Below are 19,927 nucleotides of genomic sequence, written 5' to 3' on the forward strand. Positions count from 1 at the left end.
CTTGAAATCCGTTAAAGGACTTCAAGCTACTTTTTGTGTGCGCTAATTTTTGAAAATAGAAAGGATGAACCATCAATTGGTGATGGCATCTACTGTTGGTTTTGATCTGTGAATCTCTTCTGTTCCAGCCTTCAGAGCAGTTTCGTAGTAGGCGCATTTGTGCTCAATGACTTCCATGGTTTTTCTTAGTTCCTCCATTTGGGCTTCAACGCTAGCTTTTCGTTCCGTAAACATATCATATCTTTGCTTCAGGGTGGAGTCCCCTTCAGAACACCATTCAATAAAATCTTTGATGTCCTTGATTGGCATCCCGGTCAGCTTCAGGCATTGAATGATCTTTAGAAAGTCGATGTCTGAATCTTTGAACAACCGAGTTCCGTTCGTGGTACGTTCTACAAAAGGCATAAGTCCTTCCTTATCATAGTAACGCAATGTATATACCGTAAGGTCTAATTTTTTGGCAACTTCACCGATTGAATAGGTCATTTAGAATGAATTCCTTTCTACTAGGGGTAGACTTCGAGTTAACTCTAGGATTGATCCGAGTGAATTCTACCATGTTGGATTATTGGATGTCAAAGTACGTTGGATATAAAAAAATAAGATAAGCATTTGACCTAGAGTTAACTAGAGGGAGTAAGATTATTTTGGACTTTAAATTACGAGGAGGTTATACCATTGATTATAGCTAAAGCCAGAGCCGTCGACGGACCAGACCAACAATTCAGAAGTGCTGAAATTAAACGACGTGATCTGGATACCAATGATGTATTAATCGAGATTAAATATGCGGGTATCTGCCATTCTGACATCCATACAGCCCACGGTGAATGGGGTCCTGTGAACTATCCACTCGTTCCTGGGCACGAAATTGCCGGGATTGTAACTGATGTAGGAAGCGGAGTTTCCAAATATAAGGTTGGTGACCGAGTAGGGGTCGGATGTATGGTCGACTCTTGTGGTGAATGTGTTAACTGCCGCAAAGGTGAAGAGCAATACTGTCTCAAAGGAAATATTCAAACTTATGCTGGAGTAGACAAATACGGTGAGCCTACGCAAGGTGGATATTCAACTCATATTGTTGTCGTAGAGGATTTCGTCGTTCGTATCCCTGATAACATTGCACTTGATGCAGCTGCACCTTTGCTGTGTGCCGGTATTACGACGTATTCACCACTTCATCACTGGGGAGCTGGCCCAGGTAAGAAGGTTGCCGTTGTAGGTATGGGTGGGCTAGGTCATATGGCTGTCAAAATCGCACATGCGATGGGTGCAGAAGTAACGGTCCTCTCCCAATCCTTGAGCAAAAAAGAAGATGGACTGCAATTTGGTGCAGATCATTACTTTGCCACAAGCGAACCGGAGACCTTCGAAAAACTTGCAGGAACCTTTGATCTGATGATTAACACGGTGAGTGCCAATATTGATATTAACGCGTACTTCTCACTGCTCACGCTCGATGGTACACTCGTGAACGTGGGTGCTCCTGCAGAACCATTAGCCGTAAACGTATTTTCTCTCATCGGTCATCGCCGTTCATTCGCAGGTTCCATGATCGGTGGCATTCGTGAGACGCAGGAGATGCTTGATTTCTGCGCAGAACATGATATTGCGCCTAACATTGAGGTTATCTCGGCTGATCAGATTGACGAAGCTTATAAGCGTGTACTGGCTTCCGACGTGAAATATCGCTTTGTTATTGATATCAACACCTTGTAATTGTGAAGTGTGATTATTGATCTTTTAAAATTAGAAGAAAGCAGCTGCCGATAAGGTCAGCTGCTTTTCTGTTCTTTTATATGAACGCAACGAAAAGAAGTTGCATACGTCTAATAGCTAGTTAGAAAAAATGCATAGGAGTGGAGTTTAAAAGATGACAGCATTATTTTCACATCAGCCTGAAGGGTACGAATGTCCATTTTGTGGTATTTGGGGTATCGAGCGATCTGGTCAGGGAACCAAACAAAGGGATATCATCTATCAGAATGAAAAGGTAACGGCATTTATAGCAGGCAAATGGTTGCCAAACAATAAAGGACATGTTCTTATTGTTCCAAATCAACATTTCGAGAACATCTTTGAACTACCTGCGGACTACGCTGTTGAAATTCACCGCGCGGCTCAACTTACAGCATTGGCAATGAAAAGTACATATGGATGTGAAGGAATCTCTACACGACAGCATAATGAACCTGCAGGTAATCAAGATGTATGGCATTATCATCTGCATGTTTATCCCAGATACGTGAATGATCAACTTTATCTGACAAAGGGTTCTCAATCCGATCCAGATGAACGCGCATTCTGTGCTGAACAGTTGCGTTCTTGGATTAAGGAAAACATTTAAAGTCTAGCAAGCTACTTATCGTTTTGAGTTATCGGGCAGATAAGGAGTTTTGAATTAGATATTCATGATAGAATGAGTTTGAATGGGGCAAATTAGATAGTATATTTCATGATATAGGGGGAAACCAATGGAGACCTTTGCAGAATTTATAGCACGCATCGATAACCCGGAACACCAGGCACGAACGGAAGAAGTGTTGAACTGGATCACTGAAAGATTCCCGAATTTAAAACAAAAAATAGCATGGAACCAACCGATGTTTACCGACCATGATACCTTCATTATCGGTTTTAGTGTATCCAAGCAACATTTGGCTGTTGCTCCCGAGAAGGCAGGAATTAATCGTTTTTCGGAAGAGATCATTAAAGCCGGTTATGATCACACCAAAGAATTGGTGCGGATGAAGTGGAAGCAGGAGATTGATTTTTCGTTGCTTGAGAGAATGATTGAGTTTAATATCGCGGATAAGGCAGAATGTTCAACATTTTGGCGCAAATAGATCGTACACATAAAAAGACCCCCAACTTCCGTATGTGGAAAGAGGGGGGCTTCTACATTATAAGCACCTATAGGCGATTATTGAGCACCTACTACAGGGTGAGGTACATAAGGTTCTTCTAGGAATGTCACATCTTCTGAGGTCAACTTAACGGAAAGAGCACCTACAGCATCTTCCAGATGTGATAATTTGGTGGCACCGATAATTGGAGCCGCTACAGTATCTTTTTGTAGCAACCAAGCAAGTGCGATGTGAGTACGAGGGACACCGTATTTTTCTGCAATGGATGCAACCCGTTCAACAACAAGTCGATCTGCATCACTGGTCGCATTGTACTTGGATTTCTGGATTTCGTCTGTCTCGGATCGAAGCGTTGATACGGACCAGTCACGGGTTAACCTGCCTGAAGCAAGAGGACTGTAAGGAGTCACACCAATCTTTTCTTCCTTGCATAAAGGCAACATTTCGCGTTCCTCTTCACGGTAGATGAGGTTCAAGTGGTTCTGCATGGAGACAAACTTGGTCCAACCATGTTTCTCTGCTACATGTAATGCCTTTTGGAACTGCCAAGCGAACATAGCTGAAGCGCCAATATATCTTACTTTACCGGACTTCACCACATCATGTAAGGCTTCCATGGTTTCTTCAATAGGCGTGTTGTAGTCCCAACGATGAATGATATACAGATCTACATAATCCGTTTCCAATCGTTTCAGACTTTTATCAATTTCACTCAGGATGGCTTTTCTGGAAAGGCCAGAGCCGTTGGGTCCTTTATGCATTTGTCCATGTACTTTGGTTGCAATGACTACCTCATCCCGATTGGCGTAATCCTTCAACGCCCGACCAAGGTACTCTTCGCTCGTACCCAGAGAGTATATATTGGCTGTATCGAAGAAATTGATGCCCAGATCCAGCGCTTTTTTGATCACGGGGCGAGAGTCCTCTTCATTTAATACCCATTGATGAACCCATTTACTGGCGTCTCCAAACCCCATACATCCCAGGCAAAATCGAGATACGTCCAAGCCAGTGTTACCAAGTTTCGTATATTCCATGTTATGTTCAAATCCTTTCTAATGTTTATTATTGCCACCTGTATGGTGACCTATTTACACATTATTATGTCATAACGAATGAACCAGCGTGTACCACATTTCTATCAAACTTTTGCCTAATCCTATCACAATCCTTGAATCCGTTAGATAGAGGACATAAAAAAAGATGCCCCCTATAACTCAAGGGACACCTTATGCATGATCAATTATTATTGAATTCCAACTCAGACAGTGAAAAAAGATTGAACTAGAAAAAACGCCATGATATAATCTATAGCGCAATTGACATTTTGATTATGTACAAAGGGTGAATCATTATTTATCCTAATTTAATTTTACATCCGACATTCCGATTTGTCAATGCTCTTTTTTTGGTCCTAATAAATGGAAAAGGGAGTGGACTCATTCATGAATAAAACCGTTGAATGGAAGTTGGAAGAGGAAAGATTAGTGCAGGTAAGGAGCAAGCTTCAGGCAAGACTCGACGAGCTAGAACCGAAGGTTGAAGGACTGCATGAACAGGCTGCCGAAATTCGTAAACGGTTTTGGGAAGAAGTGACGATTAACACGGGTTCGTACACGGATTTTGAAGATGCATTCTATACCATTAATCAGCAATCCAGAGTGTTGGCCGAGAGGGAGCGAGGGCACAAGCTGCTAACGCAACAATGGAAAAATACAAAGAGATTGCTTCCAACACCGTATTTTGGTCGCTTTGATTATAAGGAAAAAGGCATGACATTTACCGAACAGATCTACATCGGTGTATCTTCCTTCATGGATGAAGATGGATTGAGCTTTCTAATCTATGACTGGCGTACGCCAATTGCTAGTTTGTACTATGATCACTCTCCCGGGCCAGCAAGTTATGACACTCCTTCAGGACAAATCGAGGGTAAGATGGAGCTCAAGCGTCAATACCAGATCCAACACGGGCAGCTTCTTAGCATGTTTGACTCAAATGAGACGATTGGTGACGAATTGTTGCAGCAAGTACTCGCCAAGGGTGCAGACTCACAAATGAAAAGCATTGTAGCAACCATCCAGAAGGAACAAAATGCCATTATCCGTGATGACCGAAGCCGAATGCTCATCGTTCAGGGAGCAGCTGGCAGTGGCAAGACGTCCGCTGCTTTACAGCGAGTGGCTTACTTGTTATACAAACACCGGCAGACTGTCAAAGCAGATCAGATTGTACTTTTCTCGCCGAATCCGATGTTTACCAGTTATACCTCCACCGTACTCCCGGAACTTGGCGAAGAGAACATGCAGCAGACCACTTTTCAGGAATATCTGAATTATTGGCTGGATTCCTCCTTACGACCAGAGGATGCCTTTGATCAGATTGAATATGTGCTGACAGCCCAGGGAGATCCAGGATATGAAGCTCGTATGGAGGCGATCAAGTATAAAGCTTCGGAGACATTCCTTCAAGTGCTCCAAAACTACGGTAAGTGGTTGGGAGGAGAGGGGATGCTGTTCAATGGGATTCGATTTCGGGAACGTGAGTTCATCACTGCAGACCGAATCAAGACCCAGTTTTACAGTTTGGATCAAAATCTGACACTGTCCAACCGAATTCTTCTTGTGCAGGAATGGCTGCTGAGAGAACTCGTTACGCTGGAACGTCTGGAACGTGAAACCGACTGGGTTCAGGAGGAGTTGAATTATCTGGACACCGATGAATATGTGGAAGCTTTCGGGATGTTGCACAAAGAAAAGCCTGTGTTCGATGTCGCGGAAAAGTATGCAGCACGGGATAACGGTAATAACAGCGCAGAGCAAGATGAGGGTGCATTTAACTTTGCAGTGCGGGAAGAGGAATTGCTTCGTCAGAAACTGGTGAAAGACATGTTTAAACCTTTAAGGAAGAGTGTGCGGAAATTCCAGTTCGTGGATGTGAAAGGTATATATGAACAACTATTTGCAGATGAAGACGCTTATCGGGAACGAACGAATGGGGCAATCCCCCCGCAGCATTGGGCTGAGATATGCAAACAAACCAAGGAGATGATCCTCCAGAACAAGCTTTTCCATGAGGATGCTACTCCTTACCTATACGTAAAAGAATTGATCGAGGGCGTTCGGACGAATAGAGAGATTCGTTATGTCTTCGTGGATGAAGGTCAGGATTATTCGGCGTTTCAATACGAATATCTCAAGAAACTGTTTCCTCGTGCTCGCATGACCGTACTGGGGGATTTCGGGCAGGCAATCTTTATGCAGGCTACGGAGTTAGCAGCATCCAACTCGCCATTGATCCACCTTTATGGAGAAGCTGAAACCACGTTGATCCGTCTGGTACGCAGTTATCGTTCAACCCAAGAGATTGTTGAATTCACGAGACAGATGTTACCAGGGGGAGAAGAGATTAGACCGTTTGAAAGGAGAGATCAGAAGCCTCTTTTAAAAAAATTGAAGGACGAGAAGCAGCGTGGTGCGCAGATTCTGGCAGACATCACTTCGCTTAAGGCAGAGGGGTTCGATTCCATCGCTGTAATAACGAAGACCGCGGCTGAAAGCCGGGAAGCCCATGAAAGGTTACAAAGTCAAGGAGGCGAAGGGTTACAACTCATAACGAAGGATACACAGATTTTTGAAAAAGGAATCATGGTTATTCCTGTGTACCTCGCGAAAGGTGTCGAGTTCGATGCTGTCCTGGTCTATGATGCTTCACCAGAAGCTTACAGCCAGGAATATGATCGTAAACTTCTATATACGGCCTGTACACGGGCCATGCACCGACTTCATCTCTATACAACGAACAAGTGGTCACCGTTTGTGCAGGCGTTACCTGCGAATCTGTATGACACCTATTGAAAATAATAATCGTGAAGGCGTTAAACGTTGTTGTAAAAAGGTATTGCAGATCTGATCTTATTGCAGAACATACAAAGAAAAGACCCACCAATTAAGGTGGGTCTTTACGTCTATCTTTAAGCATTTTTAAAATGCTTAAGAATTCCCTCGGATTCCTCTAAATGCATCAGAGTTCTGCGAGAATATAAGGTTTAACCTTTAACTGCACCGGCAGTAAGGCCGCTGACAATATATTTTTGCCCGAATAGATACAGGATGAATACAGGCAGCGAAGTGAGCACGAGATTGGCAAAGATCAGATTCCAGTCCCGGCTATATTTGCCGTAGAAATTGTAGATCGATAGTGGCATCGTCCATGTGGAACTGTCTGTCAGGAAGTACACGGGAATCGTGATGTCATTCCATACGGACATGAACACCATGATCGCTACCGTTGCGTTAACGGGCAGGATGAGCGGTGTGACAATGCGGAAGAACACGCCGAACACACTTGCTCCTTCCAGAAAGGCCACTTCGTCCAGTGCTCGTGGAATGGTTTTGATGAATCCACTGTACAAGAATACGCTGAAGGCTGTATTTAACGCGGCATAGATCAGGATAACGCTCGTGATGCTGCCGTAGAACCCCAATCCCTGTACAACCCGTATGGTCGTGATAATCGACATTGGCGCAATCAGTCCCATGAAGAAATACATGTAGATGGTGCCGGATAGTTTGGTTTCCCTACGTGCCAGAATGAATGCCGCTGCCGAAGAAGCAACAATATTAATGATGGAAGATACGCCAGTAATCAAAATACTGTTGAAGAATGCTCGCGACAGACCGCCTTCTTGGAAGACACGAACATAGTTCGAGAACTGCCATGTTTCCGGGAAACTCAGGGAGAAGCTGAGCACTTCGGCGCTGGTTTTGAATGAACCAAAGATCAGAATGACAAGCGGTAACAGAACGATAAGAGAGGCCAGAATCAGGAAACCTTCCACGATATAGTTGCGGATGGCGAGTTTGCGTGTATAGCCCATGTTATTCCGTAACCTCCTTACGCCGCATGAAGATCAATAGCGGTATAGCGATAATAGTAACGACCACGAACAGAAGGGTGTTGACCGCCGTTCCAAGTCCCCAGTTGCCTTCGCCGAAAGACCGCAGAATGATCGTGCCTACGACCTGGGAAGCGTTACCCGGGCCTCCACCAGTCATGACATATACTTCGGAGAATACTTTGAGTCCACCGATCAATGTCAGCATCAGGTTAATGTTAATGGCGGGCAGCAAGAGTGGCAGTGTGATTTTGAAAAAACTTCTCCACGAACTTGCGCCATCGATCTTGGCGGCTTCGTAATACTCCTGGGAAATGGACTGCAGGCCAGCCAGATAGATGGCCATCTGGAACCCGGCGCTCTGCCAGATGGAGACGATGGCAATCGTCCAGATTACAATCGATGGGTTGGTTAGCCAAGCTTGGCTTAACGAATGTAATCCTACAGATTCCAACAAATTGTTGATGGTACCTTCGGTACGCAACATGGGAGTGAACAGAATGCTGATCACGAGTATGCTGAGAATGGAAGGGGAGTAGAAGATCGCACGCAGGAGGTTCTTTGTTCTTAATCGCATGTTAAGTCCAACGGCCAGTAATAGGCCGATGACATTCTTGCCGACGACAGTGACAATCGCAAAAATCGCCGTGTTTTTCAGTGCCAAAATCAACGTTTTGTCTGAGAAAATCTTATCGAAATTATCCCACCCGATGAACTTCAACTCCAGCCGGTCCAACCGCCAATCTGTGAATGAATAATAGAAAGCGGCAAGAGCAGGCACAACGAAAAAGATGGAGTAGATAATCAGTGCGGGAAATATCATGTAATACGAGTACAGATTTTTAGTTCTTTTCATGTCTCACACTCCGTTATAGCTAGGCAGCATAACGTTCGATCCTGTTATGCTGCCTTATATTTCACTCTTTAGAAACCTTCTACGCCTTTATCCTGCATCAGCTGACTGAACTTCTCATCCCAGGATTTCAGCACTTCTTCTGGTGACAATCCACCAGCGAATTGATCCTGCAACAATCGGTACAATTCACTGCGATCAACCAGCATGTATGCATCCGTTGTTAGCACGGTTTTCTTCGGCGTAATGTAATTGTCTACAATATCCTGTTTGTATGCCGGCAGTTCCGGTGTAGTAACGTCACTGAAATTGGATACGTATCCTTTGGAATCCACGATCTGTTGTGCGACATCTTTGGAAGCGATATAGTCCAAAAACTGCTTCGCTTCATCCAAATGTTTGGATTTCTTCGGAATGAACAGTTGTCCGCCGAGTGGACTTGCACCCAGACTGGCATTATCCGACGATGGAATCGGGAATACACCCAGTTCCATATTTGGATCTTGCTCGGCCACGCCTTCAATTAACCAATCGCCCATAAACATCATGGCTACTTCCTTGTTCAGGAATTTACCTACTGCCATGTCATAGCTGTCGCTAAGTACATCAGTGTTGGTGTATCCCTTGGTGTACACTTCATACTGTTGTTCCAGAAATGTTTTGAATTCCGGAATATCGGACCATTTTTTCTTGTTACTGTTCAACTCATCAAAAAACGTCGGATCATTTTTGGCTACAAAATCGGCAAAAGCTGCAGCGGGCCAGATGTTGGCAGCCCAGGCATCTTTGTAAGGCATGAATACAGGTGTAATGCCACTGGCTTTGATTTTTTCACAGATGGCCAGGAATTCTTCGTAGTTCGTTGGGATCGACAACCCGAGTTCTTCAAAGATTTGTTTGTTGTAAACAACCCCTTGCATCCCTGTATCCTGACTGACATGGAAGCTGTAGAGATGACCACCGGAAGAGAGGACGTCCTTGTTCACAATTCTGCTTGCCCAAGGCTCGTTGTCCAGAATCTCGAAGTTACGTTCAAGGTTCAGATCCGTGACAGCACTCGCCAGATTGTATTGAATGATATCAGGCGTTTCATCTACAGCCAGTTTGGTTTGCAGTACTGTCGTCGTTTGTTCTGCTGGAATCAGCTGCAAATTGACGCGAATGTTCGTTTGTTTTTCAAATGCATCGAGAATGTCCTGCTGGATGAAGGCAGAGTCCTGAGAACTTTTGGAGATCGCCAGCTCCAATGTGACTTTGCCACTCTTGCTGTCCCCGCCAGCAGCTGTACCTGAATCCGTATCCCCTGAACCACAAGCGGTTAATGAGATGGATAATAAACTGGCCAGAATAATGGAAATCGCCTTTTTTCTTTTTATTGTTTTCAATGCAAATCCCCCTCTAAAACGTGTAGTGAATCCGTTTACAAGTCCGATTATAGATTCTTTTCTCTCCCCGGTACATGTCTGTGCTTGAACGTTGATGTGTAAAATCCTGAACTTGAAATCGCTATCATTTCATGGAGTACCGTGATAGAGTAGACATCAATGTAAGGGATTTCACATCATGTCAGAACAGGAGGGCATCTCTAATAATGGCGAAGTTCATACATAAAACCACTCAATTCAGTTTGCAGACGAAGGTGTTTTTGACGTTTCTGGCTCTGCTTTTGTTTGTGCTGGGCTGTTTTATCGTTTATGTGAATGTGATCGTTGTCCGCCCGCTCAAATTGAAAACGGAGCAGGATGCGCTCGTGACCGCTACGAAGGTAAGAGAGCAAGTGGATCTCTACGTGGAGCAGCAGAACCAGATGTCGCAGCGAATATTATCCAGCAAAAATATTTTTGCGGCCATGGACAAGAGCTCCTCAGCACATAGTAATTATGAAAGACTGAAACAGATTCGGATCATTAAAGACATCATGTTCCAGGCCATCGGGCCGAGCATGAATATCAAGGACATGTCCATCTATGACAATCACGGCGTTCTCCTGACGTCGTATCTGGGTTCGGGTAATCCGCCCGCCATCCTGAACACCATGATGGAGAGTAGTCAAGTCGGACGAGATTGGACAGAGAGTGGTTTTGTTCTGCTGCGCCAAGCCGATACCATTTCCTTTGTTCGTACGATCAATGATCAGAATGGCAAGGTGTACGGTTATCTTAGCATTCAGATGGAACAGGCTTATATACAGAACCTTACGGAAGGCATTACAGCAGGGGATGTCTATATTCTGAATGAACAAGGAGAGCAGATGACAGGCACGGAAGCGGGTGTGACATTTGCCAATTGGACGAAGCCTGCATTAGACGAGGGATTAGATGTCGACAAAGACGACAATTATATCACGCATTCCACTTCACCCAGTACAGGTTGGATCACGTATATCATAACGCCCAAAAAATCTGTTCTAGGCTCGATCCATTCGGTTCAGACGATGTCCATTCTGCTGATTACAGCACTGATGCTGGTTTCGTTCGTGTATATCTTCCTGTCGACGCGTAACCTGCTGCTGCCTATCCGCAAGCTACGCAGCCAGATCTGGCGCATGAACTACAGCAATATGAATCTGAAAGTGGATGAAACGCCGAAAAATAACGATCTATTGTTGCTGAATGAAGCCTTTCAGGATCTGATGCAGAGGCTGCAGCAATCGATTGACCGGGAAAAATCGGCGCTTCATGAAGAAGTAAAGGCGCGTAATTCAGCGCTGCAAGCCCAGATTGCACCTCATTTTATTCATAATGTTCTATACCTGATCAGTATTGCCGCCCAAGAGGGCAAGACCAAAGTTGTATCTGATATGTGTAAACATCTCTCGGACAGTCTGCGTTATATTGTCTCTTCACCATACGCGCATGTGACTTTGGCTGAGGAACTTCAACATACGAGACATTACCTGTCCCTTGTACAACAAAAGTACGAGGAGGATCTAGAATGGGAAATCTCTGCTGACGAGCTGGCGAACGAAATCCGGTTACCACGGTTGGTCATTCAGCCGTTTGTGGAAAACTGCATTGAACATGCCTTTGCCAACACCGCGCCGCCCTGGCATATCCGGATTACCGTGAAGCAATATAACGGACTATGGGCTTTGGAGATCAAGGATAACGGAGAGGGGTTTCCACCGGAGAAGATCCAGGAGATTATAGCCAATATTCAGGCATCGGGCTCCGGAATGAACCAGACGGCCGATCGTGCCACAGCCCTTGGTAATATGGGGATTATCAACAGTGTCAATCGACTCAAACTAATGTATAACAACCGGCTCTTTATTAATATATTTAACAATCATGCGGAAGAGCAACATGGAGCAACGATTCAAATCATCGGCTCACTGACGAAGGATTTTTACTAGGGCGTGTCTGAAAACTCCGAAGGAAGCAGATGTGAGACACGACATAACTAGGAGGCATAGGCGATGTATAATGCGATGATCGTAGAGGATAGCAAACCGATATTACGTAATATTAAAATGCTCTTGGAAACGCTGAGCTTCCCGATTCGTGTAGCGGCTACGGCAACGAATGGAGAGGAGGCTTTGGCGGCGATAAAGCAGTCATCAATTGATCTGTTGTTGACGGATATTCGAATGCCAAAAATGGATGGACTGTCCCTGATTGAGCAAGCCAAGCTTGCCAACCCGGATCTGAAGGTCATTCTAATTAGCGGGTACAGCGATTTTGAATACACAAGAAAAGCATTGAACCTGCAAGTGTTTGACTATTTGCTAAAACCTGTCGAACGAGAGGCGCTTGAAGAAGTCATGGGCCGGGTCATTGACCAACTTGATCAACAGATGTCCAAGGAACTGCTGGATTTGCAGGAAATCATTCATCCCCAATGTGAGACTGCGCTGAAACAAGGGGAGGATTTTCCGCCCTTATTCAGCCAGATGATGATTATTATGAGTAAACAACCCTTCACCGCAGGGCATGAACGATGGGTGCAGGTGGAGCTTGAGGCTATAGTGCAGAATTTTTTTACATTCTATTCTTGTCGTGTGTACACCAGTCAAACCCCATATCAATTTATCGCTTTTGTCAACAAAAGTGCACTTGAGGTGTACTCTTCCGTACATGAATGTATTGAAGCGTTGCGACGGCATTTGGTTGCGCATGACATCGATGCAATCATTGGAGGACAACTCCTATTCGCTGAGTCTGGTAATCTGCCTGAGCTCTATCACCGCATGTCGTCCATTATGTCTGAGCAGCAACGGTTGAAACAAGGAATAGTGTTGGATACCGGGAATCCGGTGTCGATGGCCAGATCCGAGTCAGGCTGTCTGGATCCGGTGCTGGAATCTGTTTTTGTACAGATGATACAGGCCAGGCAGAAAGAACGGTTTGCTCTTAAGCTATCTGAATTGTTGAATCGATGGGCAGAGGATAATGTACATATGACCGAGGTGGAGCGGTTTATTGGATTGATCGTAGATACGTTTGCTCATCTGTACGAGGAACAGGGTTCGGGCATGAGATTGGGGTTGGAGCTTCGGGCAAAACAATTCGTCCAGGCACAGTCCTATGCCGATTTTTGCCGGGAACTAACGGAATGGACGGGACAGTGTTTCGATATGCTGCAATCCCACGTTCGCAAAAGCAAGGCAATCCTATTCGAACAGATTGACGATTACGTAAAACTTAATAAGTACTCTCCATTGTCGATGAACGACATTGCCATGAAGTTTCACGTCAGCCCGTCATATGTCAGCAGAGTAATCAAACATGCAACACAAATTACATTTGTTCAGTATTACACCCAGCTTCGCATTCAGGAAGCCTGCAGACTGATGGAAAGCCAACCGGACATGAAGTTTAAGGAAGTATCCGATTTGCTATCGTTTAGCGATCAGCACTATTTCTCGAAGGTGTTCAAAGAGTATACGGGGCTAAGTCCTACGGAATATAAACAACAGATGCCTGGTATAAAGAACCAATCATAGCTAACAAACCCTTTTTATTTATGCTATAATACGAAACAAATACGGCTTGTTACTGAATTCATTCAGGCAATACCTATGTATATACATGCTCAAAGTTTCTTTGGGTGTGTACATATATGGGTTTTTTTGCGTTTACTTGCCGGTTGATTCTACTAAAAATGAATACAGAGAGGAAGATTCACTTTGGAAAAAGAAAAGAAAAAAAGGTCATTTTATAAGAAAGGAGGAGCCAGTTTACGATTAATGAGTACTAGACTCATTGCAGCTTTCCTTGCGGTGCTTATTATCCCAACTGCACTTATCGGTTATTTCTCGTATCATAGTGCCAAAGATCAGGTGCAACAAAAAATGACAGATCCCATCAATACAATTTTAACGATGACAGGACAGCATATTAACAATCTGGTAGGGGAAAAAGCAGAATTATTGAGTTATATAGACAGTATGTATGGTTCCCTTCCCAGTCAGGCGAATACCGAAGCGGTACAAGTAGGAATTGACCAATTAGCTGATACATATCCTGATATTCTTGCCATAACTGTGGGTAACGACCAAGGTGATTTCATATTATCTCCAGCAGTAGAGGATGCAACATATGATCCACGCAGCGCAGAATGGTATACCAATGGTATAAGTAACAATGGATCACTCTACTTTTCGAGCATTATGAAAGATCCGGTATCCGGGAAGATTTATGTAGAAATTTCAAAAGCTCTTTCAAATCAACATGGTGTAGCAAGTATTAAACTTGATCTGGAGCAATTAGCAAAAGAAATATCTGAAGTGGATGTGGGAGGTAATGGGAGCCTGATTGTGGTTGACGCCAATCGAACAATCGCGGCTTGGTCCGGTGCCATTGTAAAAGGTGGGGGAGGAGAACTCGGTGGAGCGCTCATCGAAGGAATTCCAGTTCATCCAAATACGGCTTCAAGTTCCGATGAACCGATGGCATTCTCCCAATTTGTTAGAACGGATCTGGCGTATGATCTGGAGGTATATAACGGTGTTAATGCTTTGACCGGTTGGAATGTCATTGCTTTGATGGGCCATGAAGACTTCATCGCCGCAGCGAAACCCATCATGTTATCGAGTCTAACCGTCATTGCTGTATCTGTATTGATTGCCGGAGTTATTATTTTCTTTATTCTGAGGTCTTTTATTGTACCTATGCAAAAACTGCGAAAGGCCACTCGCAGCGTAAGCGAAGGGAATCTGTCCGAACGGGTTAATCTTAAAACTGAAAATGAATTTGGCATATTGGCCAATGATTTTGACCAAATGACCAGTTCCCTTCAATCGGTGGTTGCCGAACTTCATCAGACGTCATCGTTGTTAAGTCACTCTTCCCAGATGATTCAGGAGAGTACAGAACAAACTACCCAATCGGTACAACATGTGGCTGTAACCATGCAACAGACTGCAGAGTCAGCTATCGTTGGGGCGGAAAATTCGGAACAAACCGCGAATGCCGTAGAAGAGATGGCGAGAGGCATCAGTACAATTGCAGAATCTGCGAGTGCCATCGTTGATTCGGCTGAAGAGACGGAGCGCGCTGTTGCTAATGGTGGGAAAACCATTAACCAGGTGGGAGAACAAATGGAACATATTCTGGGAGCTGTTGAAGAAACCTCGGCATTGATTAATGAGCTGTCCAGTCTGTCGGCCGAAGCCAATCGAATGAATGAAGCGATTGCGGATATCTCTCGGCAAACCAACCTTCTGTCACTGAATGCCTCTATTGAAGCATCAAGAGCAGGAGAACACGGTAAAGGTTTTGCTGTTGTTGCTGGTGAGGTGCGCACGTTATCCATGCACTCCAAACAAAGTGCGGATAACATTGGCGCTACCATTAGCAAAATGCTCGATCTGATTGCCAAATCGACATCCCTTATGAATGATAAAGTTCGCAATCAAGTTGGTGAGGGAATGCGGATCAGCCAAGAAGCTTCTGCAACCATATCCAACATTGAGCAATATACAACTCATATCGTGGATCAAATTCAGGAGATATCCGCTGTCTCCGAACAGTTGTCAGCCAGTACGGAAGAAGTCTCGGCTACCGTTGCCGCGATGAGTCATATCTCTAAAGTGTCGGCTGATAGCGCTCAGACAACTTCAGCAGCAGCCCAAGAGCAAATGGCGGCAATGGAGGAGATATCCGCATCTTCTGCACAGCTATCCAAAACAGCTGAGAATATGCAAGCACTGGTTCGCCGGTTTAAGCTCTAGAGTAGAGGTAAGTAAGCGTGAAACGAAACGTGTTAAGCAAAAGGCGTTCCCCAAAGGGAGCGTCTTTTTGTGCGCTTAGCTTAGAGAGAGAGGAGTAAGAATGTGATCACTCATCCTCAACATATCCTTTCTAGCATTCCGGATGAAACGGGTTCGCAGACAATAGAGGTAGGATAATGCAATAATTCAGTGAATTTATATATGAAGAGATCTGATAAAATGAATGAAAAGCTGGGAGGTAAAGCCATGAAAAAGCCCATGATCGGTGTACTGCCTTTATATGATACTGACAAAAAAAGTTACTGGATGCTTCCGGATTATATGAACGCAATAGAGGGAGCAGGTGGGATTCCGATTATGCTGCCTTTGACAACAGATACTGAGATTATAGGAACATTGGCTAATGAGTTCGATGGGTTCCTGTTCACCGGGGGACATGATCTCAATCCTGAGCTGTATCATGAGCATGCAGAGGTCACCTGTGGAGAGTTATGTATTGAACGCGATAGGATGGAGTCGGTATTATTACAAAAGGTAATTGAGCTTGATAAACCTGCCTTTGGCATATGCCGTGGACTACAGCTATTTAACGTTATTTTGGGTGGTACGTTGTATCAAGATATTCCGACTAGCCTTCAACTTCATGGGAACAAGATCGTTAATCATCAGCAAAGTCCGCCGTATACGAATCTTGTACATGATGTACATATTGAGGAAAATAATCTGCTCTCTGATATTTTGCAAACCGATACGATAAAAGTAAACAGCTATCACCATCAGGGGATCAAGATGTTATCGGATAAATTAACGGCGGTGGCAGTCGCTGAAGATGGACTCGTCGAATCCGTGGTCATGCCGAACCGTTCATTTGTTTTGGCTGTGCAGTGGCATCCAGAGTACAGCTACAAAGTAGATGACTCTAGTCAAAAGTTATTTGCGGCGTTTGTTAATGCTTCTCAATCCCCGCGCTATAATGTCCATATTGAAGATATCACTGCATAATTTGGAGCAGAAAAAAAGACCTCCTGTTTAAAAAACAGAGGAGGTCTTTGTATTGGTGAATGTAGTTGTGATGAGTAATCCTGGTTTTACCTTTACGAGTGGAATGATTATTTTAATCCAGACTTCGTGTTGGCATGCTCTTCAGCATGAAGGGAAGCAATCAGCTTCTCGCCTTCAACATCCAGGTTTGGCAGAATGCGATCCAGCCATTTCGGAAGGGCCCAAGCTTTATCTCCGAAAATAGCCATGATGGCTGGGACCAATCCCATTCGAATGATGAAAGCATCAATCAGAATGCCTACCGCCAAGGTGAAACCAATCTGCTTGATCATGACATCATCGGTGAATATAAATCCTGCAAATACAGAGACCATAATCACTGCTGCGGCAACAACCACGCGACTTACCTGATTGTACCCATGAACGACGGATTCGGTCCCGCGATGACCATGAACATAGGATTCCCGCATGGAGCTAACAAGGAAGACTTGATAGTCCATCGCGAGGCCATACAGGATACCTGTCACAATGATCGGCATGAAGCTCAATAGCGGGCCGCCAGTATCGAAACCAAAGAGGGAATGCAGCCAGCCCCATTGGAATACAGCAGTCGTGATCCCGAATGTAGCCAGGATACTAAGCAGGAAGCCAATCGTTGCTTTGATGGGAACGATGATTGAACGGAATACGAGTAACAGGATGATCAGTGAGAGCAGGATTATGATGCCTACATAAATAGGGAATACCTGCGCCAATTTGGCTGACATATCGATGTTTACAGCTGTAAGTCCAGTAACTCCAAGTTTCACATCATAGGTCTGTGCGATGCTGGAATCAGTCGCGCGTAGATCAGTGACTAGTGTTTTAGTGAGATTATCGTTAGGACCCGTTTTTGGAATGAGACTGAAAATAGCTAAATCTTCTGTCATACCAAGCGGTGTGACTTGTGCAACGTTATTCTGACCTTGAAGTTCCATCATCAGACCGCCCAAGAGTTCCGGTGTAACTTTTGCGGAAGATTGATTAGGCTCTGCGACCAGAATAAGGGGCCCGTTGAATCCTTCTCCGAAGCCTTCGGAGATGGCATCATAGCTTTGTCTTGCGGTTGTATCCAGATTCGCTGAGGAAGCGCCGGGGATACCCATTTCCATTTTGGTAATCGGCGTCGCGGCAAAACCAAGAATGACGATGATGGCGATAATGGTAGCCCAACGATTCTTGATAATGAATTTCACCCATCTATCCGCAACTCCGTGACTAGCGGCTTTAGGATGTTTCTTGCTTTTCTCACGAGCTTTGGCGGAACAGATGCGTTCTCCTACCAATCCCAGTAAAGCCGGCAACAGGGTTAAAGCAACGAATACGTTGATGAGTACGGTGGCTGCTGCAACCAAAGCCATCGTAGACAAGAATGTGAGACCAATGACGAGCATACCGCATAGTGCAATAATGACGGTTAACCCGGCAAAAAATACTGCGCTGCCCGATGTACCAATGGCTCTGGCTGTTGCTTCTTTTGCGCTCAAGCCTTGATCAATGATCATTCGACGTTGGCGATTAACAATGAAGAGAGCGTAATCGATTCCAACAGCCAATCCAACCATGAGAGCCAGAACGGAAGTGACACTTGGCATTTCGATGAATTTGGAGATTGAGAATGCTCCACCTACTCCGATCGCAACACCCAGTAGTGCGGTGATCAGAGGCAGACCTGCTGCAACGACGGAGCCGAGTGTGATCAGCAATACAATTACAGCAATGACCAGTCCAACAATCTCTGCGGAGCCGACCCCAATCGATACCGCTTTGAGCGTTTCGCCAGGCAAGACCGTAATGTTGGTTCCTTTCTCTACCGTCATAACGGATTGAATAACGGAATCAAATATATCCTGCGTTATGGCAGACTGCTCGATTGTAAATTGGAACTGAAACAGTGCGATACTGCCGTCCGAAGAGATCAGCATACCAGGTACAGGAACACCATCCACCATCAAAGGTCCATAGGGAGGAGGCGTGGTTGTTGCGGATTGAGCCGCACCCGCAGACTGAGCATTCTGAGCCATCTCAGCAGAAGCCCCTGAATTACTCGCTTCAGCTGCATAATCCGCAGGGTTAAGGACTTTGTCTAATGCGTAAACTTCATTAACACCTTTCATTATGGCAGCCAAACGTTCAGGCGTATCCAAACGCTCGTTGTCCGGTGCCTTGAACACAACACTTCCTTGACCGCCGGAGGCGGCTGGCAATTCTTTTGCTAATTGATCTAGAACCTTCTGCGACTCTGTGCCTTCAATCTTCATTTCAGAACTGATGTGAATACCATTGATACTGATCATGGAGATGACAATTCCCAGAATTAATACCCAGCCAATGATGAAGGTTGCAGGTTTGCTAAAAGCGGTTTTCCCCACTCTGTATAATAATGTAGACATTTATCTATTTTACACTCCCTCTATGATGAATGTGGATGGTTGGCATGTTCGAATCCTGCCCGCAAATGACTAAACGTCGTTTCCAAAAATTGATCGAAGGTCATAGCACCGGGCTGGGTATCTTCAGTCACGACTTGTCCCGGTAGCAACACATTGAGTCTTCCATCAATTAATGGCAGTATCGTTCCATATAGTGCGTTAATCAGAAGATAAGTATAGATCTCGTCATACTTCCCGTTGGATAAGTCTAATAAGGTATCTTGTGCCTGCGTCTGCATCCGGTGCATGGCTCCAAGGTAATGCGGTTCAAGCACGGGATAGGTTTGGGATAGCGTGAGTAGCTGATGAAGCCTTCCAATTAGTTCTGTTGTAAGTTGCATCTTGATCAGGTTATACAGTACGTCAAGCAAGGAGGCATGTTCAGGCATTTCGGTAAGTAACTCTTCGAGTTCCGTTGTATTCTGAACGGATATTGCACCTCTTGCTACGGCTTCCTCTTTACATGTGAAGTAGTTTGCAAATGTTCTACGTGAACAACCCACCTGATGCACGATATCTTCAACCGTAAAGCCATCAAGCCCATGCTCAAGGGTAAGTTCATATGCAGCACCAGCAAGCGCTTTTTCAGTTGCTTCTTTCTTCAAATGTCGCAAGTTTCGTTTGATCATTATTCTCCGCTTATGCGTTCACCTCCCACACCAT

15 protein-coding genes are annotated in these 19,927 nt (G+C 44.8%); 8 read left to right on the plus strand and 7 right to left on the minus strand.

Translation table 11 applies throughout. The features are described from left to right. Nucleotides 1-72: 72 nt before the first annotated feature. Nucleotides 73-486 carry a MerR family transcriptional regulator gene (locus NKT06_RS14380; protein WP_253435461.1) on the minus strand — a complete coding sequence of 138 codons (414 nt, stop codon included), beginning with the start codon at nt 484-486 and terminating at the stop codon, nt 73-75. A gap of 192 nt (nt 487-678) precedes the next feature. Here NKT06_RS14380 and NKT06_RS14385 point away from each other — a divergent pair, with 192 nt between their 5' ends. From NKT06_RS14385 to NKT06_RS14395, 3 genes are all read left to right on the plus strand, one after another. Continuing rightward, nucleotides 679-1,719, plus strand: coding sequence for an NAD(P)-dependent alcohol dehydrogenase (locus NKT06_RS14385; protein ID WP_253435464.1), 1,041 nt, complete (start codon nt 679-681; stop codon nt 1,717-1,719). A gap of 154 nt (nt 1,720-1,873) precedes the next feature. After that, complete coding sequence (locus tag NKT06_RS14390; RefSeq protein ID WP_253435469.1) at nt 1,874-2,347, plus strand: HIT family protein; 474 nt, start codon at nt 1,874-1,876, stop codon at nt 2,345-2,347. Nucleotides 2,348-2,474: 127 nt separating this feature from the next. Next, nucleotides 2,475-2,846, plus strand: a complete 372-nt coding sequence (locus tag NKT06_RS14395; RefSeq protein WP_253435472.1) for an iron chaperone — start codon at nt 2,475-2,477, stop codon at nt 2,844-2,846. A 77-nt stretch (nt 2,847-2,923) separates the two neighbouring features. Here the strand turns inward: NKT06_RS14395 and NKT06_RS14400 are convergent, their stop codons facing one another. Beyond that, the gene (locus NKT06_RS14400) at nt 2,924-3,904 is read right to left on the minus strand and encodes an aldo/keto reductase (protein WP_253435475.1); all 981 of its coding nucleotides are present in this window, start codon (nt 3,902-3,904) and stop codon (nt 2,924-2,926) included. A 408-nt stretch (nt 3,905-4,312) separates the two neighbouring features. Here NKT06_RS14400 and helD point away from each other — a divergent pair, with 408 nt between their 5' ends. Beyond that, nucleotides 4,313-6,724, plus strand: a complete 2,412-nt coding sequence (gene helD / locus NKT06_RS14405; protein WP_253435479.1) for an RNA polymerase recycling motor HelD — start codon at nt 4,313-4,315, stop codon at nt 6,722-6,724. Between the two features lie 191 nt (nt 6,725-6,915). On the opposite strand, the gene NKT06_RS14410 is transcribed toward helD, so the two are convergent. The 3 genes from NKT06_RS14410 to NKT06_RS14420 all read right to left on the minus strand — a co-directional run bounded on the left by NKT06_RS14410 (nt 6,916) and on the right by NKT06_RS14420 (nt 10,002). Next, on the minus strand, nt 6,916-7,746 hold the full coding sequence (locus tag NKT06_RS14410; RefSeq protein WP_017688542.1) for a carbohydrate ABC transporter permease: 831 nt from the start codon (nt 7,744-7,746) through the stop codon (nt 6,916-6,918). A gap of 1 nt (nt 7,747) precedes the next feature. After that, nucleotides 7,748-8,620 (minus strand): carbohydrate ABC transporter permease, encoded by an 873-nt coding sequence (locus tag NKT06_RS14415; RefSeq protein ID WP_253435483.1) that lies wholly within the window; start codon nt 8,618-8,620, stop codon nt 7,748-7,750. Nucleotides 8,621-8,688: 68 nt separating this feature from the next. Further along, nucleotides 8,689-10,002: an ABC transporter substrate-binding protein gene (locus NKT06_RS14420; RefSeq protein ID WP_253435486.1), complete on the minus strand. Its 1,314-nt coding sequence runs from the start codon at nt 10,000-10,002 to the stop codon at nt 8,689-8,691. A 206-nt stretch (nt 10,003-10,208) separates the two neighbouring features. Here NKT06_RS14420 and NKT06_RS14425 point away from each other — a divergent pair, with 206 nt between their 5' ends. From NKT06_RS14425 to NKT06_RS14440, 4 genes are all read left to right on the plus strand, one after another. Continuing rightward, a complete protein-coding gene (locus NKT06_RS14425; protein WP_253435489.1) occupies nt 10,209-11,972 on the plus strand; it encodes a sensor histidine kinase in 1,764 nt (587 codons plus the stop codon). Between the two features lie 63 nt (nt 11,973-12,035). Further along, nucleotides 12,036-13,562 (plus strand): response regulator transcription factor, encoded by a 1,527-nt coding sequence (locus NKT06_RS14430; protein ID WP_253435493.1) that lies wholly within the window; start codon nt 12,036-12,038, stop codon nt 13,560-13,562. Between the two features lie 243 nt (nt 13,563-13,805). Further along, nucleotides 13,806-15,791, plus strand: coding sequence for a methyl-accepting chemotaxis protein (locus NKT06_RS14435; protein ID WP_253435497.1), 1,986 nt, complete (start codon nt 13,806-13,808; stop codon nt 15,789-15,791). A gap of 246 nt (nt 15,792-16,037) precedes the next feature. Further along, on the plus strand, nt 16,038-16,793 hold the full coding sequence (locus tag NKT06_RS14440) for a gamma-glutamyl-gamma-aminobutyrate hydrolase family protein (protein WP_253435500.1): 756 nt from the start codon (nt 16,038-16,040) through the stop codon (nt 16,791-16,793). A gap of 107 nt (nt 16,794-16,900) precedes the next feature. On the opposite strand, the gene NKT06_RS14445 is transcribed toward NKT06_RS14440, so the two are convergent. Continuing rightward, nucleotides 16,901-19,225, minus strand: a complete 2,325-nt coding sequence (locus tag NKT06_RS14445) for an MMPL family transporter (protein ID WP_253435503.1) — start codon at nt 19,223-19,225, stop codon at nt 16,901-16,903. 20 nt (nt 19,226-19,245) lie between these two features. Beyond that, nucleotides 19,246-19,893, minus strand: coding sequence for a TetR/AcrR family transcriptional regulator (locus NKT06_RS14450; RefSeq protein ID WP_253435506.1), 648 nt, complete (start codon nt 19,891-19,893; stop codon nt 19,246-19,248). Nucleotides 19,894-19,927 lie beyond the last annotated feature (34 nt).

Source organism: Paenibacillus sp. 1781tsa1 (assembly GCF_024159265.1).
Taxonomy (GTDB): Bacteria; Bacillota; Bacilli; order Paenibacillales; family Paenibacillaceae; genus Paenibacillus.